This window comes from Streptomyces noursei ATCC 11455, from assembly GCF_001704275.1.
Taxonomy (GTDB): domain Bacteria; phylum Actinomycetota; class Actinomycetes; order Streptomycetales; family Streptomycetaceae; genus Streptomyces; species Streptomyces noursei.
Map to the genome: position 1 here is coordinate 6,456,542 of NZ_CP011533.1, position 22,009 is coordinate 6,478,550.

Sequence of the window (22,009 nt, forward strand, 5' to 3'; positions counted from 1 at the left end):
AGGATCGGCCATGGGACCGGGCCCCGCCACTCGGGCGGTCACCGGGCGGGCGCGGCCGCCCCGCCGCACGCGCCGCGTGGCCGGCGCCTCCCGGTGGACGTCTCACGGCATCCACGCCTCATACGACATCACCTCGCCCGCGGTGATCCGGAAGTCGGGCAGGTCCCTGGTGAAGGTGATCTCCGTGCCGAGGAGTTGGCCGGTGCGCGGATCGAGGATCACCATCTGGCGGGTGGCGTCCATCGCGCCGTCGGGCCCGTCGTGCACGAACGCCTGCCCGCGCCGGCCCAGTCGGTCGGTGACCGCGCCGACCGGCCGCAGGCCCTTGGTGTCCGCCAGCATCCGTACGATCGCCGCCGTCTCCCGCGGCCCCGGCGTCCACTCCTGCCGGAACGAGGAGAGCGCCATCAGCAGTTGCGGGACGGCCGCCGCGCCGGCGTCCTTGCCGGCACCGTCCGCCGCGCCGTAGAGGGAGGCGAGCAGCGCCCGCAGCGCCGTGGGGTCGGTGGGCGGCTTCGTCCGGGCGGCGAGCCCGTCGTGCCGCGCGCCCGACCCCGCCGGATAGGTCGCGCGGTGCAGCACCTTCCCGTCGCTGACGGTCCGCCAGCGGCCGTCGTCGTCGTGGATGACCGGGCGGCCCGGGTGCTGCGGGTCGGTGGCCACGACCAGTTCGGAGCCGCTGCCGTCGGCGTTCCACCGGGTGATGCGCTCCTCGGGGACGGTCACCGGGGACGCCGTGTCCGGGCCGGTCCCCATGGACAGGCTCCAGCTCTGCAGGTGGCTGCCGCGGCGCGGTCCGTCCTGGGGGCCGGCCGCGCGGGCCAGGGCCTCCGCGACGCGGGCCAGCCCGTCCAGCGAGGGTACGGGGCGGCCGGCGTGCGGGACGAGCGCGGACGGCGCCGCGACGGCCGGGCTGCTGCCGGCGTCGGTCAGGGTGAAGGCGAGCACCGCGACCAGGGCCAGCACGGCCGCCTCGGCGCGCAGCACCAGACGGCGGCGGGCCCGCCGGGTGCGGGTGCTGTGCAGCAGGCGGTTGAGGGCGCGCTGCGCGGTGGCGTCCAACGGGCGGTCCCGCCAGCGGCCGTCGTCGGCGGGCACCGGGTTGGCCGCCCGCAGCAGCTCCAGTTCGTCACGCATGGCCGTCGCCTCCTCCTCGAACGGACACAGTGGTCCGGGTACGGTCGATCTCCGCGCGCAGCCGGCGCCGGGCCCGGTGCAGCCGCATGGCCGCCGCGCTCCGGCCGCAGCCGAGGACCACCGCCAGCTCCTCGACGGTCAGTTCCTCCCAGGCGGTCAGCCGCAGCACCTCCTGGTCGCCGGCGGGCAGCCGGTCCAGCGCCTCGTGCACCCAGGAGCCGGGCCGCTCGGCGTCCGGGCTCGCAACGGTCTGCCGGCCGTGCGCCGCCTCGTGGTTGCCGAGCCGGTGCAGCAGCCGCCGGTAGCGGCCGAGCCCGCGCACCGTGTTGGCCAGGCAGTTCCGGGCCACCCCGTACAGCCAGGGCAGCGGCGCGTCGGGGAGCTCGGCGCGCCGCCGCCACGCTATGGAGAAGACGTCCGCCACCACCTCCTCGACCTCGTGGGCCGGGGCGTCCAACCGCCGCGCCACGAAGCGGCTGACCGCCCAGTAGTGCGCGCGATATGCCTCGGCGAAGGCGTCGTCCGTGCTCATGAAACCCCTGTGTCCGGCATCGCCCCGATCGTCACACCCCTCCCGCGTGACACATCCCACCCTCCCGGTGGGCCGTTTCGCACCCGTCACCCGTGACGATGCGCGGGAAGGCGGACACCTACGGGGCATGAAGCTCCCCGCAACGTCCTCCCCGGCGGCCGGGCCCACCGCGCGGCGGGCCGCCGTGGCGCGGCCCGCCGTGCCGCGGAACCCGGTGAAGTGGCTGACGACCACCGACCACAAGACCATCGGCACGCTCTATCTGGTGACCGCCTTCGGCTTCTTCTGCGTCGGTGGACTGCTGGCGCTGCTGATGCGCGCCGAACTGGCCCGGCCCGGCCATCAGTTGATGTCGAACGAGCAGTTCAACCAGGCGTTCACGATGCACGGCACGATCATGCTGCTGATGTTCGCGACGCCGCTGTTCGCCGGTTTCGCGAACTGGATCATGCCGCTGCAGATCGGCGCGCCCGACGTGGCGTTCCCGCGGCTGAACATGTTCGCCTACTGGCTCTACCTCTTCGGCTCGCTGATCGCGGTGGGCGGTTTCCTGACCCCTCAAGGGGCGGCGGACTTCGGTTGGTTCGGATATGTGCCGCTGTCCGACGCCGTGCATTCGCCGGGTGCCGGCGCGGACATGTGGATCATGGGTCTGGCCTTCTCCGGCTTCGGTACGATCCTCGGTTCGGTCAACTTCATCACCACCATCATCTGCATGCGTGCCCCTGGCATGACGATGTTCCGGATGCCGATCTTCACCTGGAACGTGCTGCTGACCGGTGTGCTGGTCCTGCTCGCCTTCCCGGTGCTGGCCGCCGCGCTGTTCGCCCTGGAGGCGGACCGTAAATTCGGTGCGCATGTCTTCGACGCCGCCAATGGTGGCGCACTGCTCTGGCAACACCTCTTCTGGTTCTTCGGGCATCCGGAGGTGTACATCATCGCCCTGCCGTTCTTCGGCATCATTTCCGAGGTCATTCCGGTCTTCTCCCGGAAGCCGATGTTCGGTTACATCGGTCTGATCGCCGCGACGGTTTCCATTGCCGGTCTTTCGGTGACGGTGTGGGCCCACCACATGTATGTGACGGGCGGCGTGCTGTTGCCGTTCTTCTCCTTCATGACGTTCCTGATCGCCGTTCCGACCGGTGTGAAGTTCTTCAACTGGATCGGCACGATGTGGAAGGGCTCGCTGTCCTTCGAGACGCCGATGCTCTGGGCGATCGGCTTCCTGATCACCTTCGTCTTCGGTGGTCTGACCGGCGTCATCCTGGCGTCGCCGCCGACGGACTTCCACATCTCCGACTCGTACTTCGTGGTGGCCCACTTCCACTACGTGGTCTTCGGTACGGTCGTCTTCGCGATGTTCGCCGGCTTCCACTTCTGGTGGCCGAAGTTCACCGGCAAGGTGCTCGACGAGCGGCTGGGAAAGATCACCTTCTGGACGCTGTTCGTCGGCTTCCACGGCACGTTCCTGGTCCAGCACTGGCTGGGCGCCGAGGGGATGATGCGCCGCATTCCCGACTATCTCGCCGCCGACGGCTTCACCACGCTGAACACCGTCTCGTCCATTTTCTCGTTCCTGCTGGGCATGTCGATCCTGCCGTTCCTCTACAACGTCTGGAAGACCGCCAAGTACGGCCAGAAGGTCGGCGTGGACGACCCGTGGGGCTGGGGCCGTTCGCTGGAGTGGGCGACGTCCTGTCCGCCGCCGCGGCACAACTTCACGTCCTTGCCGCGCATTCGCACCGAATCCCCGGCGTTCGACCTGCACCACCCCGACATCGCGGCCGCGATCGAGCACTGAGGGAAGGCCCATGACCGAGCGGACCGGCGGGGGAGAGGACCTTCGGATGGCGGAGGCGATCAACGACATCGAGGGCTATCTGCTGTGGGAGGCGGAGCGGGAGCGGGCCCGCGGCCAGGCGGAGGAATTCTGCGCCCGGCTGCCCTGGCTCACCGACTCCCAACGGGAGGACGTCCTCCGGCACTACTGCCGGGAGCGGCGCGAGGTCTCCCGCTCCTATCTGGAGCGCGTCGCGGCCCGCAGCGCGTCGCTGCGGGCCGAGTACGAGGGCGTCTACCGCACGCTGCGCCGCCGCATGGTGGCCGCGCTGCTGGGTGTCGGCGCCCTGGAGGTGCTCACCCTGGCGGTGCTCTCCCTCAGCGGTAGTGCACCCGGAGTTCCTTGACCCCGTTGAGCCAGGCGGAGCGCAGCCGCCGCGGGTCGCCGGCCAGATGGATCCCGGGCACGGCGTCCGCGATGGCGTTGAAGATCAGGTCGATCTCCAGCACGGCCAGCGACTTGCCGAGGCAGAAGTGCGGGCCGCCACCGCCGAAGCCCAGGTGGGGGTTGGGATCGCGGGTGATGTCGAAGACCTCGGGGCGGTCGAAGACCGAAGGGTCGTGGTTGGCGGAGGAGTAGAAGATCCCGACCCGTTGGCCCTTCTTGATGTGTGCGCCGCCCAGTTCGGTGTCCTGGGTGGCGGTGCGCTGGAAGGAGACCACCGGGGTCGCCCACCGCACGATCTCCTCGGCCGCGGTCCCCGGGCGCTCGCGCTTGTAGAGCTCCCACTGGTCGGGGTGGGTGAGGAAGGCGTGCATGCCGTGGGTGATGGCGTTGCGGGTGGTCTCGTTGCCGGCCACCGCCAGCAGCAGCACGAAGAACCCGAACTCGTCGGAGCCGAGGTTCCCTTCGTGCTCGGCGGCCACCAGCCGGCTGACGATGTCCTTGGCCGGGCACTCCTTGCGGGCCGCGGCGAGGTTCATCGCGTACGAGATCAGCTCCACCGCCGCGTTGGCGCCGACTTCCTCGGTGATGGCCAGTTCCGGGTCGTCGTAGGCGATCATCTTGTTCGACCAGTCGAAGATCCGGGCCCGGTCCTCCTGCGGGACGCCGATGAGTTCGGCGATCGCCTGGAGGGGCAGCTCGCAGGCGATGTCGGTGACGAAGTCGCCGGAGCCCCTGTCCCGGGCCTCCTCGACGATCCGCTCGGCCCGCCGGCGCAGGGCGTCCTCCAGGGCGCGGATGGCCCGCGGGGTGAAGCCGCGCTGCACGATCTGGCGGACCCGGGTGTGCTCCGGCGGGTCCATGTTCAGCATGATCAGCTTCTGGACCTCGATCTGGTCGCGGGAGATGCCCTGGTTGAACCGGATGATCGAGGTGTTCAGATTGGCCGAGAAGACCTCCGGCCTGGTGGAGACCTCCTTGACGTCCTGGTGGCGGGTGACGACCCAGTAGCCGTCGTCGTCGAAGCCGGCGATGCCGTGCGGCTGGGCGTTCCACCACACCGGCGCGGTCCGGCGCAGCCGTGCGAACTCCGGGAGCGGGACCCGGGACTGGTAGACGTCGGGGTCGGTGAAGTCGAACCCTTCGGGCAGCGCGGGGCAGTGCATCGGCGACTCCTGGTCCAGCTGGCGTGGGACGCCCTGACGGCACCGGCGTCCCACCATCGGGTGTCTGACGGGCCATCAGATGCAGGTCGCGGTGAAGGTAGTGACGAGCTCTCCAAGTGGCAAGGGTCACGGCAACACCTCTTGCGCACAAGGGCCTGCAGCCCTCTTGCGCCGCACCGGACGGCTCATAAGACTGTGCGCAGAACTAGAACGCGTACTAGTTCTTCCCTCCGTGGGCGCCGGGACGTCCGCGGACGCGAGGAGAGGACGAGTTGAGTCATGGCCGCGGAACCCGTCATCGTCGAAGCCGTACGCACCCCGATCGGCAAGCGCCAGGGCGCGCTCGCCAACCTCCACCCCGCCTACCTCCTGGGCGAGACGTACCGCGAACTCCTCGCCCGTACGGGCATCCAGCCCGACTGCGTCGAACAGATCGTCGGCGGCACCGTCACCCACGCCGGCGAACAGTCCATGAACCCCGCCCGCAACGCCTGGCTCGCCATGGGCCTGCCCTACGAGACCGCCGCCACCACCGTGGACTGCCAGTGCGGCTCCTCCCAACAGGCCAACCACATGGTCGCCAACATGATCGCCGGCGGCGTGATCGACATCGGCATCGGCTGCGGCGTCGAGGCGATGTCCCGCGTCCCGCTCGGCAGCGGCTCCAAGCACGGCCCCGGCAAGCCCTGGCCCGACGAGTGGAACGTGGACCTCCCCAACCAGTTCGAGGCCGCCGAACGGATCGCCCGCCACCGCGGCCTGACCCGCGAGAACGTCGACGCGCTCGGCCTGCTCTCCCAGGAACGGGCCGCCGCCGCCTGGGCCGAGGAACGCTTCAAGCGGGAGACCTTCGCCGTCCAGGTCCCCACCACCGAGGACGAGCAGGCCGCCGGCCAGGGGATGTGGCGACTGGTCGACCGCGACGAGGGGCTGCGGGACACCAGCATGGAGGCGCTGGGCCGGCTCAAGTCGGTGATGCCCACCGCGGTCCACACCGCCGGCAACTCCTCGCAGATCTCCGACGGCGCCGCCGCGCTGCTGTGGGCGTCCAAACGGATGGCGCGCGCCCTCAAGCTCAGGCCCCGGGCCCGCATCGTCGCCCAGGCGCTCGTCGGCTCCGACCCGCACTTCCACCTCGACGGGCCGATCGACGCCACCCGGGCCGTACTCGGCAAGGCCGGCATGTCCCTCAAGGACATCGACCTGGTCGAGATCAACGAGGCGTTCGCCTCCGTCGTGCTCTCTTGGGCCCGGGTCTTCGACCAGGATCTGGAGAAGGTCAACGTCAACGGCGGCGCCATCGCCCTCGGTCACCCCGTCGGCGCCACCGGCGCCCGCCTGCTGACCACCGCCCTGCACGAACTGGAGCGCCGCGACAAGGAGTTCGCCCTGATCACGATGTGCGCGGGCGGGGCGCTGGCCACCGCGACGATCATCCAGCGGCTGTAGGGACCGGGGCGGGCGGGGCGTCGCGGACGGACACGACCTGGCGGGTGCCGGGGGTCGGGCACCGGGGGGCGGTCGGGCGCCCCGGCCGGCCCTCGATGCTCAAACTGAGGGAAACCCCAGGGGAGTTGGGGGCAAACCCTCATGTCGCGGCCGGCCGGATCCCCGTAGCGTCATGCCCATGAAGCGACCCACCTCACGCCCCGCACTCCGCCTCGCCGCGGCCGGCGCCGCCGTGCTGCTGGCGGCGCTCCCCGCCGCCCCCGCCCTGGCGGCCCCGCCGACCGCCGCGCACCCGGCGGCGGCCACCGCACGGCACCCCGCCGCCGACACCACCGGGCCGACCCCCGACGCACGCGGCACCCTGCTCTCCGTCACGCCCCTCGGCACCCGCGACCGCGCCACCCTCATCGCCCAGGCACGACAGGCCGGCCTGGACGCCGGCACGGTCCGGCACGACGTCACCCTCCACCGCCTCACCTACCGCACCCGCACCCCCGACGGCCGCCCCACCACCGCCTCCGGCCTGCTCGTCCTCCCCCTCGGCACCGGCCGCCGCCCCCTGCCCCCGGTGGTCCACGCCCATGGCACCCTCGCCTACCGCGGCTACGCCCCCTCGGTCGCCGACGGCCCCGACCGCACGGCGACGGCGGTGTACGCCGCGGCCGGCCGGGCCGCCCTCGCCCCCGACTACCTCGGCCTCGGCACCGGCCCCGGCCGCCACCCGTACATGGACGCCCGGTCCGCCACGACGGCCTCCCTCGACCTGCTCCGGGCCGCGCGCACCGCCGCCCCCGGGCTCGGCGCGCACCTCGGCCGCACGGTGTCCGTCACCGGCTTCTCCCAGGGCGGCCAGGTCGCCATGGCGCTGGGCCGCGCGCTCACCGACGGCGCCGCCCCCGGCTTCCGGCTCGGCACGCTGGCACCCGTCGCGGGCCCCTACGACCTCCTCGGCAGCGAACTCCCCGGCATGTTCGACGGCCGCGTCGGCCCCCGCTCCGCCGTCTTCTACCTGGCCTTCTTCCTCACCGCCCAGAACCGTCTGCACCCGCTCTACGACCACCCGGCGCAGGTGTTCCGCGCCCCCTACGCCGACCGCGTCGAGGCCCTCTTCGACGGCGACCACCCCGCCGGGGACATCGCCGGCAAGCTGCCCGACCGCATCGAGGACCTGCTGACCGACGCCTGGCTCGACAAGCTCCACCACCCCACCGGCGCCCTGCGCGACGCCCTCCGGGTCAACGACCGCACCTGCGACTGGCGGCCCGCCCCGGGCGTCCGCATCACCCTCTACACCGCCACCGGCGACCGCGACGTCCCCCTGGCCAACACCCGCACCTGCGCCCGGGACCTGCGCGGCCACGGCGCCGCGCCCCGGGTCGTCGACCAGGGCGCCGACGCCGACCACAGCACCTCGTTCCGGCGTTCGCAGCCCGAGATATCCCGCACCCTGCCCGCGCTCGGCTGACGCGCCCCGGCCGGGCCGCCGCCCGGGGCCGTCAGGACCCGCCCGGCCGCCCGGCCTCGTCCGCGAACGTCACCGGCGCCTCGAACGCCGCCCGCCGGGTCGCCCGACGCAACGCCTTCAACACCGCGCCGCCCAGCGTCAGGGTGAGCACGACGGTGACCACCGCCCGCGGCAGGTCCCACCCCAGCGACGTGGCCAGGCAGTACGCCAGGAAGCGCGTCAGGTTGGCGGAGAGCGGATCACCCGGCACGAACGACACGCCCGACGCCAGCCCCCCGATGTACGGCCAGCCCTGGAGGTTCATCACCAATCCGTAGCCCACCGACGCCACCGCCCCGTACCCGGCCAGCAGCACCAACTCGCGGCGGCCGCGCAGCCCCCGCGCTCGCGACCCCGCTCCCACTCCCCACTTCGTCCGAGCGGGGGTACCCCCATGCCCGGCAGGGGTCTCCAGGGCGCCCGGCAGCAGCCCCGCCCCCATCGACACCCATCCCATCGACAACATCTGGAACGGCATCCACGGCCCGACCCCGCCGGTCAGCAGCGCCGAGGCGAACATCGCCACCGACCCCAGCACGAAACCGAAGCCGGGGCCCAACACCCGCCCCGACAACACCATCAGGAAGAACATCGGCTCGATGCCCGCGGTCCCCGCGCCGAGCGGGCGCAGCGCGGCCCCCGCCGCGGCCAGCACCCCGAGCATCGCGATCGCCTTGGCGTCCAGACCGCGGGTCCCCGCGGCCGGCGCCGAGGGCGTGTCCGAGATGGTCGCCACCACCACCGCGAGCAACAGCGGCAGCAGCGCGGCGAACAACCACGGAGCGTCCTGCGAATGCGCCAACCCGGAACCAGGACCGGCCAACAACGGCCAGCCGAACGCCACCACACCGACCGCCGACACCAGGCACAGCGCGGCCACCGCCCGCGGGCCCAGCCGCACCGCCCGCACCCGCGGGGCCGAAGCCGTCACGCCGAGGCCCCTTCCAGGGAGCGGGCGACCTGCCCGACGGTCAGCCACGGCAGCGGCGCCAGCACCTTGGCGACCTGCGGGGCGAACGCGGGGGAGGAGACCACCACGTCCTCGGTCGGGCCGTCCGCGACGACCTCCCCGTCCGCCAGGATCACCACCCGGTGCGCCAGTTCGGCGGCCAGCTCCACGTCGTGCGTGGCCAACACGCACGCCTGTCCCTCGGCGGCCAGCCCGCGCACCACCTCGACCAGCCGCGCCTTGGCCGCGTAGTCCAGGCCCCGGGTGGGTTCGTCCAGCAGCAGCAACGGCGGCCGGGCGGTCAGCACCACCGCCAGCGCCAGCGCCAGCCGCTGCCCCTCGGACAGGTCCCGCGGATGCGCCGCACCCCGCACCCCCGGCAGCAGACGCGCCACCACCTCCCGGCACGTCCCGGCGGGCGCGCCCGCGTCCCGGTCCGCCGCGGCACACTCCGCGTCCACGGTGTCCGCGGACAGCAGGTCCCGCGGCTCCTGCGGCACCAGCCCGACCCGGCGCAGCAGATCCCGCGGCCGGGTCCGGTGCGGAACGGCACCACCGACCCGCACCGACCCCGCCGACGGCTGGTGCATCCCCACCAACGCCCGCAGCAACGTGGACTTGCCCGCCCCGTTGCGGCCCATCAGCGCGACCGTCTCGCCCGGCCGGACGGTCAGCCCGACCCCGTGCAGGACCGGCGTCCGGTCCCGGTGGACGCCCAGCCCCGCGACCGTGGCGACCGGCTCCGTGTCCGCCGCCGGCGCCGCCGCCGGGCCGGGCGACGGCGCGGCCGCCGCCGACAACCGTTCCCGCAGCGGGGCCGCCTTCCGACGGGCGTCGCGCACCGACAGCGGCAACGGCGACCAGCCGGCCAGCCGACCCAGCTCGACCACCGGCGGCCGGACCGGGGAAGCGGCCATCATGCCGGCCGGCTCACCCATCACCGGGGCCGCGCCCGGCCCCGGCAGCAGGATCACCTGGTCCGCGTACTGCACCACCCGCTCCAGACGGTGCTCGGCCATCAGCACCGTCGTCCCCAGGTCGTGGACCAGCCGCTGCAGCACCGCCAGCACCTCCTCCGCGGCCGCCGGGTCCAGCGCCGACGTCGGCTCGTCCAGCACCAGCACCTTGGGGTGGGCGGTCAGCACCGAGCCGATCGCCACCCGCTGCATCTGCCCGCCCGACAGCGTGCCGATCGCCCGGTCCCGCAGGTCGGCCAGGCCCAGCAGGTCCAAGGTCTCCTCGACCCGGCGGCGCATCACGTCCGGGGCCAGCCCCAGCGACTCCATGCCGTAGGCCAACTCGTCCTCGACGGTGTCGGTGACGAAGTGCGCCAACGGGTCCTGGCCCACCGTGCCGACCACATCGGCCAGTTCACGCGGCGGATGGGTGCGGGTGTCCCGCCCGTCGACGGTCACCCGGCCGTGCAGGGTGCCGCCGGTGAAGTGCGGCACCAGCCCGCACACCGCGTTCAGCAGGGTCGACTTGCCGACCCCGGACGGGCCGACGAGGAGGCACAACTCCCCCTCGGGCACGGTCAGGTCGACCCCCTGGACGGCCGGCTCGACGGCGTCCGCATAGGTGACCGAGACCTGCTCGAAGCGGATCACTGGGTGGGCTCCTTCGTGAACGGATCGGAAGCGGAGGGACGGGCGGACGAAGCAGACGAAGCAGACGAAGCAGACGAGGCGGACGAGGCGGACCGGGTGGGGGAGGACGACCGGGCGGACCGGCCGGCCCCCGCGCCGCCCCCGGCCCGCGCGGGCACCGGCGCCACCACCGCCGGCACCAGCCCCACCAACAGCGACAACGCCGGCCACAGCGGCAGCACCGGCGCCGTCAGCGGCACCGCCGGCGGATGCAGAGCCTCCGGCGCGTAGCCGTTCGCCGCGATCATCAACGCCGCGACCGCGACCCCCGACCCCGACACCAACCAGGCCCGCACTCCCCACGGCTCCGGCCGGTAGCGGGTCCGGACCGATCGGCGGCCCCCCAGCCACAGTCCGGCCATCGCCGCCCCCAGACCGACCGCCAGCAGCGGCAGCCCGTAGCCGCCCCCGGAGTCGCCCAACAGCCCGTACGTACCCGCGCACACCCCGAGCAGCCCGCCCAGGGTCAACACCGACGTCAACCGCCGCACGGCGGGCGGCACCTGAGCGGTCCGCCCGTAGCCGCGGGCGTCCATGGCCGCGGCCAGCGCCACCGACCGCTCCAACGCGCCCTCCAACACCGGCAGCCCGACCTGCAGCAGCGCCTTCGCCCCGCGGTCCGGACGGCCGCGCAGCCGACGGGCCGCCCGCAGCCGCTGCACGTCCGCCACCAGATGCGGCGCGAACGTCATCGCGACCACCACCGCCACCCCCGCCTCGTACAGCGCGCCGGGCAGCGACTTCAGCAACCGGGCCGGATTGGCCAGCGCGTTCGCGGCCCCCACACAGATCAGCAGGGTGGCCAGCTTCAGCCCGTCGTACAGCGCGAAGAGCATCCCCTCCGCGGTGACCCGGCCGCCCACCCGGACCCCCTTCGCCCAGTCGGGCAGCGGGAGTTCGGGCAGCGTCACCAGGGTGTGGGTACCCGGGATCGGCGAGCCCAGCACGAACGCGAAGACCAACCGGATGGCCAGCACCAGCAGACCGAGCCGGACGAACGCGCCGTACGACCGCGCCCACGGCGCATCCGTCCGGCGCACCGCCACGACATAGCCGGCCACCCCGATCAACAGCCCCAGCAGCAGCGGATTGGTGGTCCGGGACGCCGCGGTCGCCAGACCGAGCGCCCACACCCACCAGGCGCCGGCGTGCAACGCGGTACTGCGGGTGGCGTGCGGGGCGCTCATCCGCGCCGCCGGCGCGCCTGCCACGCGCCGGCCGCGCCCAGCACCACCACGGCGGCGATCCCGCCGATCAGCCCGGCCGACGGCCCACCGCCGTCGTCCCCGCCCGCGGCGCCGGTGGCACCGGGCGTCGGCTTCGCCGCCGCCGTCCCGCCGCCGTCCACCTGCTCCGCACAGCCCGACCGCGGATAGCCGGCGATCCCGCACAGCAGCGCATTGGCGTCGTACCGCAGCGGCTTGGCGACCGCGGCCAGCGCCTCGCCCGCCGAGGCGTCCGTCGGCACCTGCGCACAGGCCGTCCGGCCCGCCGGCGGACGCTCGTCGGGCGGCGCGTCCGCCGCAGTACCGAAGTCGATCACCACGCCGACCCGCTTGCTGCCGGGCTTGGTCGGTGTCCGCTCGCAGAGCGCGGCGAAGTCCGGGGCGGTGCGCGGACCGGCCGCCTTCGCGGAGTCCGTGCTCACCGTGAAGCGGAACCCGACGACGCCGCCGTCCGCCGGCCGCGCGGTGCCGGGCCCCTCCGTGGCGTACCCCCACGAGGCGCCCGCGCCGCCGGCCGTGGCCGGCCTGCCGTCCCAGAACGACCAGTACCGGTACTCCTGCGCCTGCGCGGGCCCGGCACCCAGACCGGCCACCACCCCCGCCAGCAGCAGCGGCCCGGCGACCCGCCGGGTCCGCCCCTGCCGCAGCACCCTCACAGCGCGTTCTTGTTCTTGTTGCGACCGCTGATCAGGAAGCCGATGCCGGCACCGAAGGCGAGCCCGACGCCGATCACCCACCACATCCCGATGCCGCCGTCGTCCTTCCCGTCCGCGGCGTCCTTCTGCGCGGACGGCGCACCGCTGCCGGCCGGCTCGGGCCCGGTGGCGTTCAGCGCGGCCACCAGGTCGGTGCCGCCGAAGGCCCGCGGGTCGGTGCCGGTGGCGTGCGCGGCGAAGACCAACTGGGCGTACGCGGCCGGGCCGCTCTGCTTCGCCCAGCCCGCGGCGTTCTTCTCCAGCCACGCCAGCGGCTTCCGGGCGTCCGCACCGTGCCCACCGGCGGCCAGTGCGACCACCGTGTCCGCGGTGTTGCCGACGTCCGGCTGCTGCTCGGCGCCCGGCATCGCGGACCGCAGGTGCTGGCCGTTGGCGTCCAACTGCCCGACGAGCCAGCCGGCGCCGGCGTCCGCGGCCGCCGTCCGGGCCTCCGCGCCGGAACCCCGCACCTCGCCCTTCGCACAGTCCGGGGCCGTGTTCGGCCGGTCGGCGTCCTTGCCCGCCGGTGCCACGACGAAGCCCTTGCCCAGCGCGCCGGTGACCGCGGCCGCGGTCGCGTCGGCGTTCGGCGCCGGGTTCTTCAGCTGGAAGGTGAACGCCCCGCGCTCCGCCTCCTTCGCGTCGCACCCCAGCCGGAAGCCCAGCAGCGCGTCGTACGGCGACTTGCCGCCCTTCGCCGTCACCGACTCCGGCTTCGCGCCCGTCGCGGCGAGCGCCCCGATCACCACGGCCGTGGAGTTGGCGTCGCTCGCCTCGCCGCCCGGCCCCGCGGGCATCGAGCTCCAGCCGCCGTCCGCGTGCTGGACGGACTTCAGCCACGTCACGGCCTTCTGCACCGCGTCGCCGTGCCCGCCGAGCGCGGCCAGTGCCTGGATCGCGGCGGCCGTCTGGTTGGTGTCCCGCATCGTGTGGGCGTCGCATCCCTTGCCCGGGTCGGCCCGGTACGCCGCGAACGCGCCGTCGGCGCACTGCTGCCCCGCCAGCCAGTCCACCGCGGTCGCCGCCGGGCGCACCCCGACCGTGTGCTGCGCCAGCAGCGCCAGCGACTGCCGCCACACGCCGTCGTACTGCGGGTCCGTGGTGCCGTACAGCCCCTTCGGCAGCTTCTGCTGCTTCGGTTGCGTCGGGGCCGCCGGGCCGTCGGCGTACGCGGCGGGGGCCGCGGCGCCGGCCAGTACGGCGGCGGTCGCCACGGCGGCCAGCGTCCTGGCGGCGCGGCGCGCCCGGGGAGCGGCGGAGTGCGGCTGCGGCTGCGGCGCGGGGGTCAGGGGAGCCGTGGGGGCCATGCGGGCCATCGGGTGGGTGCCTCTCGGGTCGGTCGGTTCGCGGCGGGGTACGAAGCCGAGCCGCGCTCGGGCGACCGGCCGCGCCGCCCGTGCGGCGTGCGGCGCGGTGGCACCGGGCTCAGCTCCGCATACCTCGACGGTGCCGCGCACCGGCCGGCCGCGGGGGCGGTGGATCCGGTGGCGGGAGCCTTGGTCGTGCCCCATCGGGTGCTCCGGCTCGTCCGGCCGTGGTGTGCGGGTGGCCGTGCTCACGGAAAGGGGGCCCCGGGCTCGAACGAAGCCGAGGGCCTGGGGGAGGGTCAGCGCCGGATTTACACCGGCTTTCCCCGATCGGGTACGGATGAAATTGTCCCGCACACCTTATCGCCGGCGCTTCGCCGGCTTCCCGCGATGGGGTCGGGAGCGGGCCTGTGCGGCCTCTCCCGGCGGGTGGGACCACAGGGCCGTTACGGGAATCCCGGCTATACCGCCACGTAACGGACGGGGTGCGAGCCGGGGACCGGCTCCGCGTGGCCGCGTTTGACCAGGTGGCGGAGGTGGGCCTCGGCCTCGGAGACGGCGATGTTGCGGGAGGCGGCGGGGATCTGGTCCCAGGGGCGGTTCCACTGCATGGCGGCGGCGAGCTGCCAGGCGGTGAGCGGTTCGCGGAGCAGGGTGCGGAGGTCGCTGAGTCGGTCCTCGTGGTGGGCGATCAGCTCGCGGACGCGGCCGGCGGCGTCCGGGAAGGCGTGCTGGTGGGCCGGCAGCACCTCGGCCGGTGCCAGGCGGGCGATGCGTTCGAGGGAGTCGAGGTAGTCGCCGAGCGGGTCGCCCCGGTCGTGCAGGTCGGGGGCGACGTCGTCGGGGTCCTCGTACAGGCCGATGTGCGGGGTGATGCCGGGGAGCAGGTGGTCGCCGGAGAAGAGCCGGCCGAAGGTGGCGGGTCGGGCGTCCTGGTGGGCGGGGTGCGCCTCCTCCAGGTGGAGGCAGACGTGGCCGGGCGTGTGGCCCGGTGTCCAGATGGCGCGGACGCGACGGCCGGGGAGGTCGAGGAGGGCGCCGGGCTCGATCCCGCGGTCGGGCAGCGCGGCCCGTCGGGCGGGCGCCTTCCGCCCGCGTCGGCCGGCGCGGGCGGCCCGGAGCGGCTCCAGGTGGTCCTCCGGTGCCCCGGCCGCGGTGAGTTTGACCAGCAGGTAGTCGAGCCACTGGCCGGGCCGTGCCGCGCGGGCGCGCCGGACCATCGCGGCGTCGGCGGCGTGCATGGCGATCCAGGCGCCGGAGGTCTCCCGCACCGCGGCGGAGAGCCCGTGATGGTCGGGGTGGTGGTGGGTGATCACCACGCCGTGGACGTCGGCCGGGGTGAAGCCGCAGGCGGTGATGCCGGCGGTGAGGGTGTCCCAGGAGTCCGGGTCGTCCCAGCCGGTGTCGACGAGGACCGGGCCGCGGTCGGTCTCCAGGAGGTGGACGAGGGTGTGGCCGAGCGGGTTGTCCGGGATGGGGACGGCGATGCTCCACACCCCGCCCTTGTGGTCGATCACCTGCGGTGCCATGGGTCCCGCCCCCTCCTGCGCCGTTGTCGCCTCAACTATAACTAGAACGAGTTTCAGTGCCAGGGGAACGGCTCGCGGTGGACGGGGAGTTGGGATTCGAGTAGGGGGCGTGGACTCCGTGGGAGGGAACTGGTATCAGTTCTGATGGCGATTCTGATGGAGTGTCAGAAATCTGCCGTCCGGAGCGCAATCCGTCGAGACCGTCGGGAGGCGGCAGCTGTGAGCGACCTCGTCGAGCACGGAAAGCTCTATATAGGCGGTGAGTTGGTCGACCCGGCCGGCTCGGAAACGATTGAGGTCGTCTCGCCGCACAGCGAGCAGGTCATCGGGCGGGTGCCGCACGCCGCGCGGGCCGATGTGGACCGGGCGGTGGCCGCCGCCCGGGCGTCCTTCGAGTCGGGGGTGTGGGCGAACGCCCCGTTGGACGAGCGGATCGCGGTGGTGAGCCGGATCAAGGACGCGTTCGCGGTGCGCAGCGAGGAGTTCGCGCGGGTCATCGGCGCGCAGAACGGGACGCCGGTCACCTCGGGCGTGATGGTGCAGTCGCTGGCCGCGATGATGGCGTGGGACGCGGCGCTCACGGTGGCGCGGGAGTTCCCGTTCGAGGAGCGGCGGGCCGGGGTGCTGGGGCCGCTGCTGGTGCGGCGGGAGCCGGTGGGGGTGGTCGCGGCCGTCGTGCCGTGGAACGTCCCGCAGTTCACCGCCGCCGCCAAGCTCGCGCCGGCGCTGCTGGCCGGGTGCTCGGTGGTGCTGAAGGTCTCGCCGGAGACCCCGCTGGACGCCTATCTGCTCGCGGAGATCGTGACGGAGGCGGGGCTGCCGGAGGGGGTGCTGTCGATCCTGCCGGCCGACCGGGAGGTCAGCGAGTACCTGGTCGGGCACCCGGGCGTGGACAAGGTGTCGTTCACCGGGTCGGTGGCGGCCGGCAAGCGGGTCATGGAGGTGGCGGCCCGCAACCTCACGCGGGTGACGCTGGAGTTGGGCGGCAAGTCGGCGGCGGTGATCCTGCCGGACGCGGATCTGGACGCGGCGGTCGCCGGGATCGTGCCGTTCGCCTGGATGATCAACGGGCAGGCGTGCGTGGCGCAGACCCGGATCCTCGCCCCGCGCAGCCGTTACGACGAGATCGCCGAGCGGTTCGCCGCGGCGGCGGGCGCGTTGACCGTCGGCGACCCGCTGGATCCGGCCACGGAGGTCGGGCCGCTGGTCGCCCGTCGCCAGCAGCAGCGCTCGCTGGACTACATCGCGTTGGGGCAGAAGGAAGGCGCCGAGGTGCTGACCGGCGGCGGCCGGCCGAAGGGGCGGTCGACCGGCTGGTACGTCGAGCCGACGCTCTTCGGCGGGGTCGACAACGGGATGCGGATCGCGCGGGAGGAGATCTTCGGGCCGGTGATCTGCCTGCTGCCGTACGGGGACGAGGAGGAGGCGGTGCGGATCGCCGACGACTCGGAGTACGGGCTGTCGGGGTCGGTGTGGACGGCGGACGTCGAGCGCGGCATCGACATCGCGCGACGGGTGCGGACCGGGACGTACTCGGTGAACACCTTCAGCATCGACATGCTCGGGCCGTTCGGCGGCTACAAGAACTCCGGCATCGGGCGGGAGTTCGGGCCCGAGGGGTTCGGCGAGTACCTGGAGCACAAGATGATCCACCTGCCGGCGGGTGCCTGATGACGGAGCGCTGGCGGGTGGCGGTGGACCGGGGCGTCTGCATCGGGTCGGGGCTGTGCGCGGGGACCGCGCCGGAGCGGTTCCGGCTGGACGCGGCGCGACAGTCGCACCCCGTGGAGCCGGAGACCGAGGCCGCGGACGGGGTACTGGCGGCGGCCGAGGGGTGCCCGGTGGAGGCGATCACGATCACCGCGCTGGAGACCGGGGAGGCGGTGTTCCCACCGGAGGAGTGAGCGGCGGGTCCCGTAGGGGGCGCGTGGGCCCCTTGCGGGCCCACGCTGGAGAACGCAGCCGTCGCAGGTGTCATGTTCGGGCGACGGGCTCAGCTGGTTCCTGCGCTCACAGCGTGTACGGATCCTCTTGCATGGCCTGACTCACTCCGTGGAGGACATCCTGAAGACTCTCAGGAACGTCAGCCAACCCTTCCCCGAACGCGACAGTTCCCCTCAACAGATTCAACGTGCGCATCGAACCAATTTCAGAAACAGTCGGAATGATGGACTCCAGCAATTCGCCCGCTTCCAGCCACGCCTTCTCCTTCAGGAAGGAGGCGAGGAGGCGCGCGGAATAGATTCCCTGGTAGCCGACCCGTGGGCGACGTTGACTGTACAGGTTTTCCTGGAGCAGCGGGATGGCGGATCTCCAGTCGCCCGAGTTTTGGAGTACGAGAGCCAGATGCCCGTTGATTTCATCGGTGCTGATCCACCAGGCCCAGAAAGGGTCGCTGCTTCTCGCGCCATCTTGGAGAAGGGAACGCGCCCGGTCGAATGTCTTCATGGCCTCGGTCGTTCGACCTGAAGTGAATAGGCCCCTGGCTTCGCGCATCCTGAAGATCGCTTCAACGCGTGGCGACAGGTTCCGCTGGTCAAGAACCGACCGGGCGATAGCCGCCTCTTCCCGTGATCGCCCTTGCCACCCGGACTGCATACTCATGTTCTGCAGAATCAGGAGTTCAATAGCCCGATCCCCAGACATTCGCGCTAGAAATAGGGCCTCTTGATTGAATCGTCGTGCAGCCTCGTATTTCTCCGCGTCGAACAGGGCCCATCCGGCGACCTCCGCAAGTTCTGCGGCCGCAGCCTGAATATCTCGCTCGCACCTCGGTTCGGGGTCACCGCAGCCGAGGCGGCGATACACTGCTTTAAACGAGCGCGCCGCCATGTCTGCAATCGGTAACCCGTTGAGTTCATTGTCAAGAGCGATCAGCCGTTGCGAGGTTTCGCGAATCGCCTCCACGTATTCATCGCCCTGCGCTTCATCCGAAATGGAGACCCGTCGCGGTGCGGCGTGGTCGGTATGCGCATCAGCGATTCTCGTCATCGACTCCCATGGCCTGGATGCGAGTCTCAGCATGCAGCCTGGGATGCGAAGGGCATCGGCTATCTTTTCGATTTTCGTTAGTGTGGTAATCGAACCCTCGCCCCGCGCGAGCTCGCTGATGCGGGAAGACTTGATATCGCATGCTTCCCCGATTCGGTTGTAGCTGATCCCGGCCCATTTTCGAACGAGGTGAAAGAGCCGGCCAAAGTCATGTGCCTCAATGGATTCCCGGACATCACTCCGGGCTAGTACCTCTGAGGGGAGCGCAGTTGATGGCTTCATGGCCAACTCCCGGTAGCCGAATGATGGTTATCGCTCATGCTACTTCCCGGCACCACGCACACACCCATGATGGGTGACCCATGGCCGACTTACGATCGCACGGCCACGGCGGAAGGGTGGGCGGCGCAGAAGGCCCCTGCGACCGTGGCGACGGCCCGGGGCATGGCTGCCAACCGCTGGAGGTTGACGACATGCGCAAACATGGCGCGTGGCTGTGTGAACTGCTGATGAGGGCGCAGTTGCCCGCCCGGGGCTGCCACCGTGCGGCAGGCGCGCCGTCCGCTGCGAGGCGTGAGGGCGCCCCGATCCCTGTACCACCTCGCGCGTCGGTCCGGCGGCCCGAGTGGACGCTGCTGCGCGGCGAGGACGCACCCCTGATCCGCCCGTACGTCCTCACGCACGAGGAGTGGCGCCGACGGGAACGACCGTTGCGGCGCGGGCGGCGGGCACTGTGGCTCGCGGTGCACGGCATCGACGCCGGGCCGCGCTGGATTCACGGTGCGGAGGCGGTGAGCTGATGCCCCGCAGGTGCCGCCCCGTTCACCTGCCGGACCCGCTTCCGGCGCCGGAACCTGAGCCGGTTGCCGGGTGTGACGTCCGCCTGGCGCTTGCCAGGCAGAGAGAGGGCGCTCGGGCCGTCGGGAATCTGTCGTGGGTGAGCGACTGCAACGTAGAGCTGCGCCGCCACCCGCACCAGCGGAAGGCGAAGTCATGACCGAGCGGGCCGAGTTGAGGCCGCAGGAGCAGAGGCCGCCGTTGGTGGCGACGGGCGAAGGTGTCATCTTCGTGCTTCCCGGTGATCCGGTGCCCCCGTGTAAGGAGCCGTGTGCCCTGTGCCGTGAGAGGGGGCGGCAGGTGACGCCTGAGGAGTAGCCCGGCAGACTCCGCTTCGGTGAGCGTTCGCCGAAGCGGCAGGCGTCCCCCGATGGTGAACCGGACCGACCCACGGTAGACGTGCGGTGACTCCGGACCCGTAGGGGGCCGGAGGGCCCCTTGTGGGTCGATTGCCCGGGTGCGGGGGAGGTTATGTGGAGGGAGGGCGGCGGTCCTGCGTCCGGTCCGGGGTCGTCAGGTCGATCAGGCGGCAGACGGTTTCGATGTCGATCTTCACCTGGGCGATCGAGGCGCGTCCGGACAGCCAGGTGATCAGCGCCGAGTGCCAGGTGTGCTCGATGACCCGGACCGCGGAGAGCTGTTCGGGGGTGGGCGGGGCGGAGGGGCGCGCCGGCCCCTTCGAAGGGGCGTGGGCGAGGGGCGGGGCCATGGCGTCGAGGATGATCGCGGTGGTCAGGCGGGAGACGGTGTCCACCTCGGGGCTGACGGACCGGTCGGCGAAGGTCAGCGCGCGCACCATCGCGTCGGCCAGGTGCGGTTCGCGCTGCAGGGCGCGGAAGGCCCGCATCAGCGTCTGGGCGACCCGGGCGCCGGGGTCCTCCTCCGACGGGGGGCGCTTGCGCAGCGTCTCGTGCATGTGCTGGAGCTGGTCCTGCATGGTGGCGACGAGCAGGTGCACCTTGGACGGGAAGTAGCGGTAGAGGGTGCCGAGCGCGACTCCGGAGCATTCGGCCACCTCGCGCATCTGGACGGCGTCGAAGCCGCCGCGGCTGGCCAGCTTGGCGCTGGTGTGCAGGATGCGGCGGCGCCGGGCCTCCTGACGCTCGGTCAGGGGAGGACTCGCCGGAAGCGCCGGCCCGGCCGCCTTGGATTCCGTAGTCATGTGTCCCATTCCGTGGCTTTCCGTCCGCGATGCGGTGAGTGCCGGTGGTGTGTGATCGGCACAGCATGGCAGGGGTCCTGTCGTGGTGCGAATCACCTGGTGCGGCTCTTTTCGCTCCGTTCCCGGCCGGTAGATTCGAAACTCGGTGAACTGATCAGTAGCTTTTCAGTTCTGAAACTTGTTCTAGATTACCGCCAGCGGTTACGCTCCGGCGAAAGTCCAGTGAGAAGGGGGCCGTGCGTGACCGCAGAGGCCGTCCAGGCAGCCGCGCCCCGCCCGGCGGAGACCCCCTCGGCCTCCGCCCCGACGGACCCCGAGCGTCCCCTGCGGATCGCCATGCTCACGTACAAGGGGAACCCGTTCTGCGGCGGTCAGGGCGTCTACGTCCGCCACCTCTCCCGCGAACTGGCCCGCCTCGGCCACACCGTCGAGGTGATCGGCGCCCAGCCCTACCCCGTCCTGGACGAGGGCGTGACGCTGACCGAACTGCCCAGCCTCGACCTCTACCGCCAGCCCGACCCGTTCCGCACCCCCGGGCGCGACGAGTTCCGCGACTGGATCGACGGCCTCGAAGTCGCCACGATGTGGACCGGCGGCTTCCCCGAACCGCTGACCTTCTCCCTGCGCGCCCGGCGCCATCTGGCCGCCCGCCGCGGACAGTTCGACGTCGTCCACGACAACCAGACCCTCGGCTACGGCCTGCTCGGCGGCCCGACCGCGCTCGGCGCCCCGCTGGTCACCACGATCCACCACCCCATCACCGTCGACCGGCGACTGGACCTGGCCGCCGCGCAGGACTGGAAGCGCCGCGCCTCGGTTCGCCGCTGGTACGGCTTCACCCGCATGCAGAAGCGGGTGGCCCGCCGGCTGCCGTCGGTGCTCACCGTCTCCGGCTCCTCCCGCCAGGAGATCGTCGACGACCTCGGCGTACGGACCGACCGGATCCATGTCGTGCACATCGGCGCCGACACCGACCTCTTCTCGCCGGACCCGTCCGTCCCGGAGGTGCCCGGCCGGATCGTCACCACCTCCAGCGCGGACGTCCCCCTCAAGGGGCTGATCCACCTCGTCGAGGCGCTGGCCAAGGTGCGCACCGAGAACCCCGACGCCCACCTGGTCGTGGTCGGCAAGCGGGCCGACGACGGGCCGGTCGCCGCCGCCATCGAACGCCTCGGACTGTCCGACGCCATCGAGTTCGTCAAGGGCATCAGCGACGCCGAACTCGTCGACCTGGTGCGCGGCGCCCAGATCGCCTGTGTGCCCTCCCTCTACGAAGGCTTCTCGCTGCCCGCGGCCGAGGCGATGGCCACCGGCACACCGCTGCTGGCCACCACCGGCGGCGCCATCCCCGAAGTCGCCGGACCGGACGGCGAGACCTGCCTCGCGGTGCCGCCGGGCGACGCCGGGGCGCTCGCCACCGGCCTGCTCCGGCTGCTGGGCGACCAGGCGCTCCGCCGCCGGCTGGGCGCGGCCGGCCGGGAGCGGGTGCTGGCCCGCTTCACCTGGCGGCAGGCCGCCATCGGCACCGCCGAGCGCTACCGCGAGGCCATCGCCCGCCAGGCGGGTCGGTCCGCCGCTTCGCCGGTCGCCGGCCGCCGGTGACCCCCACCATGCCGCCCTCCCACCGCCCACGCCGCACCTCACCCCGCCCCTGA

The 22,009-nt window shown here is 72.6% G+C and carries 19 protein-coding genes; 8 read left to right on the forward strand and 11 right to left on the reverse strand.

Annotated elements, in window-relative coordinates:
* Window positions 1-102: 102 nt before the first annotated feature.
* Together SNOUR_RS27415 and SNOUR_RS27420 are read right to left on the reverse strand one after the other, a co-directional pair.
* Window positions 103-1,137 (reverse strand): CU044_5270 family protein, encoded by a 1,035-nt coding sequence (locus SNOUR_RS27415; protein WP_067352077.1) that lies wholly within the window; start codon window positions 1,135-1,137, stop codon window positions 103-105.
* On the reverse strand, window positions 1,130-1,669 hold the full coding sequence (locus tag SNOUR_RS27420) for an RNA polymerase sigma factor (RefSeq protein ID WP_067352080.1): 540 nt from the start codon (window positions 1,667-1,669) through the stop codon (window positions 1,130-1,132). Before SNOUR_RS27420 ends, SNOUR_RS27415 begins: the two co-directional genes overlap by 8 nt.
* A 127-nt stretch (window positions 1,670-1,796) precedes the next feature.
* On the opposite strand from SNOUR_RS27420, the gene ctaD reads away from it, so the two are divergent.
* Window positions 1,797-3,470, forward strand: coding sequence for an aa3-type cytochrome oxidase subunit I (gene ctaD, locus SNOUR_RS27425; protein ID WP_067352082.1), 1,674 nt, complete (start codon window positions 1,797-1,799; stop codon window positions 3,468-3,470).
* 10 nt (window positions 3,471-3,480) lie between these two features.
* A complete protein-coding gene (locus SNOUR_RS27430) occupies window positions 3,481-3,855 on the forward strand; it encodes a hypothetical protein (protein WP_067352085.1) in 375 nt (124 codons plus the stop codon).
* Here SNOUR_RS27430 and SNOUR_RS27435 read toward each other — a convergent pair.
* Window positions 3,827-5,059, reverse strand: a complete 1,233-nt coding sequence (locus SNOUR_RS27435) for a cytochrome P450 (RefSeq protein WP_067352088.1) — start codon at window positions 5,057-5,059, stop codon at window positions 3,827-3,829. The two genes, SNOUR_RS27430 and SNOUR_RS27435, sit on opposite strands and share 29 nt — an antisense overlap.
* 279 nt (window positions 5,060-5,338) lie before the next feature.
* Here SNOUR_RS27435 and SNOUR_RS27440 point away from each other — a divergent pair, with 279 nt between their 5' ends.
* Both SNOUR_RS27440 and SNOUR_RS27445 read left to right on the forward strand, forming a co-directional pair.
* Entirely contained in the window at window positions 5,339-6,508 is a 1,170-nt protein-coding gene (locus tag SNOUR_RS27440) for a steroid 3-ketoacyl-CoA thiolase (RefSeq protein ID WP_067352091.1), read from the forward strand.
* A gap of 178 nt (window positions 6,509-6,686) precedes the next feature.
* Window positions 6,687-7,973, forward strand: coding sequence for a hypothetical protein (locus SNOUR_RS27445; RefSeq protein WP_067358858.1), 1,287 nt, complete (start codon window positions 6,687-6,689; stop codon window positions 7,971-7,973).
* Between the two features lie 31 nt (window positions 7,974-8,004).
* Here SNOUR_RS27445 and SNOUR_RS27450 read toward each other — a convergent pair whose 3' ends face one another.
* The 6 genes from SNOUR_RS27450 to SNOUR_RS27475 all read right to left on the reverse strand — a co-directional run bounded on the left by SNOUR_RS27450 (window position 8,005) and on the right by SNOUR_RS27475 (window position 15,364).
* Window positions 8,005-8,943, reverse strand: a complete 939-nt coding sequence (locus tag SNOUR_RS27450) for an ECF transporter S component (RefSeq protein ID WP_067352095.1) — start codon at window positions 8,941-8,943, stop codon at window positions 8,005-8,007.
* The gene (locus SNOUR_RS27455; RefSeq protein ID WP_067352099.1) at window positions 8,940-10,568 is read right to left on the reverse strand and encodes an ABC transporter ATP-binding protein; all 1,629 of its coding nucleotides are present in this window, start codon (window positions 10,566-10,568) and stop codon (window positions 8,940-8,942) included. The genes SNOUR_RS27450 and SNOUR_RS27455 overlap by 4 nt, the downstream gene beginning before the upstream one ends.
* Complete coding sequence (locus tag SNOUR_RS27460; RefSeq protein ID WP_099055861.1) at window positions 10,565-11,794, reverse strand: energy-coupling factor transporter transmembrane component T; 1,230 nt, start codon at window positions 11,792-11,794, stop codon at window positions 10,565-10,567. The genes SNOUR_RS27455 and SNOUR_RS27460 overlap by 4 nt, the downstream gene beginning before the upstream one ends.
* Window positions 11,791-12,489, reverse strand: coding sequence for an SCO2322 family protein (locus SNOUR_RS44780; protein ID WP_067352106.1), 699 nt, complete (start codon window positions 12,487-12,489; stop codon window positions 11,791-11,793). The genes SNOUR_RS27460 and SNOUR_RS44780 overlap by 4 nt, the downstream gene beginning before the upstream one ends.
* A complete protein-coding gene (locus tag SNOUR_RS27470) occupies window positions 12,486-13,835 on the reverse strand; it encodes an SCO2321 family membrane protein (RefSeq protein WP_079143565.1) in 1,350 nt (449 codons plus the stop codon). Before SNOUR_RS27470 ends, SNOUR_RS44780 begins: the two co-directional genes overlap by 4 nt.
* A 461-nt stretch (window positions 13,836-14,296) precedes the next feature.
* Window positions 14,297-15,364 carry a Strvi_7410 family MBL fold metallo-hydrolase gene (locus tag SNOUR_RS27475; RefSeq protein WP_067352108.1) on the reverse strand — a complete coding sequence of 356 codons (1,068 nt, stop codon included), beginning with the start codon at window positions 15,362-15,364 and terminating at the stop codon, window positions 14,297-14,299.
* 219 nt (window positions 15,365-15,583) lie between these two features.
* Here SNOUR_RS27475 and SNOUR_RS27480 point away from each other — a divergent pair, with 219 nt between their 5' ends.
* Both SNOUR_RS27480 and SNOUR_RS27485 read left to right on the forward strand, forming a co-directional pair.
* Complete coding sequence (locus SNOUR_RS27480; RefSeq protein WP_067352110.1) at window positions 15,584-17,035, forward strand: aldehyde dehydrogenase; 1,452 nt, start codon at window positions 15,584-15,586, stop codon at window positions 17,033-17,035.
* Window positions 17,035-17,268, forward strand: a complete 234-nt coding sequence (locus tag SNOUR_RS27485) for a ferredoxin (protein WP_067352113.1) — start codon at window positions 17,035-17,037, stop codon at window positions 17,266-17,268. The genes SNOUR_RS27480 and SNOUR_RS27485 overlap by 1 nt, the downstream gene beginning before the upstream one ends.
* A gap of 106 nt (window positions 17,269-17,374) precedes the next feature.
* Here the strand turns inward: SNOUR_RS27485 and SNOUR_RS46405 are convergent, their stop codons facing one another.
* Window positions 17,375-18,637, reverse strand: a complete 1,263-nt coding sequence (locus tag SNOUR_RS46405; protein WP_159425929.1) for a helix-turn-helix domain-containing protein — start codon at window positions 18,635-18,637, stop codon at window positions 17,375-17,377.
* A 191-nt stretch (window positions 18,638-18,828) separates the two neighbouring features.
* Here SNOUR_RS46405 and SNOUR_RS43385 point away from each other — a divergent pair, with 191 nt between their 5' ends.
* Complete coding sequence (locus SNOUR_RS43385) at window positions 18,829-19,155, forward strand: hypothetical protein (protein WP_079142918.1); 327 nt, start codon at window positions 18,829-18,831, stop codon at window positions 19,153-19,155.
* Window positions 19,156-19,661: 506 nt separating this feature from the next.
* On the opposite strand, the gene SNOUR_RS27495 is transcribed toward SNOUR_RS43385, so the two are convergent.
* Window positions 19,662-20,354, reverse strand: coding sequence for a TetR family transcriptional regulator (locus tag SNOUR_RS27495; protein WP_067352123.1), 693 nt, complete (start codon window positions 20,352-20,354; stop codon window positions 19,662-19,664).
* 240 nt (window positions 20,355-20,594) lie between these two features.
* On the opposite strand from SNOUR_RS27495, the gene SNOUR_RS27500 reads away from it, so the two are divergent.
* On the forward strand, window positions 20,595-21,956 hold the full coding sequence (locus SNOUR_RS27500; protein ID WP_067352125.1) for a glycosyltransferase family 4 protein: 1,362 nt from the start codon (window positions 20,595-20,597) through the stop codon (window positions 21,954-21,956).
* Window positions 21,957-22,009: the final 53 nt, after the last annotated feature.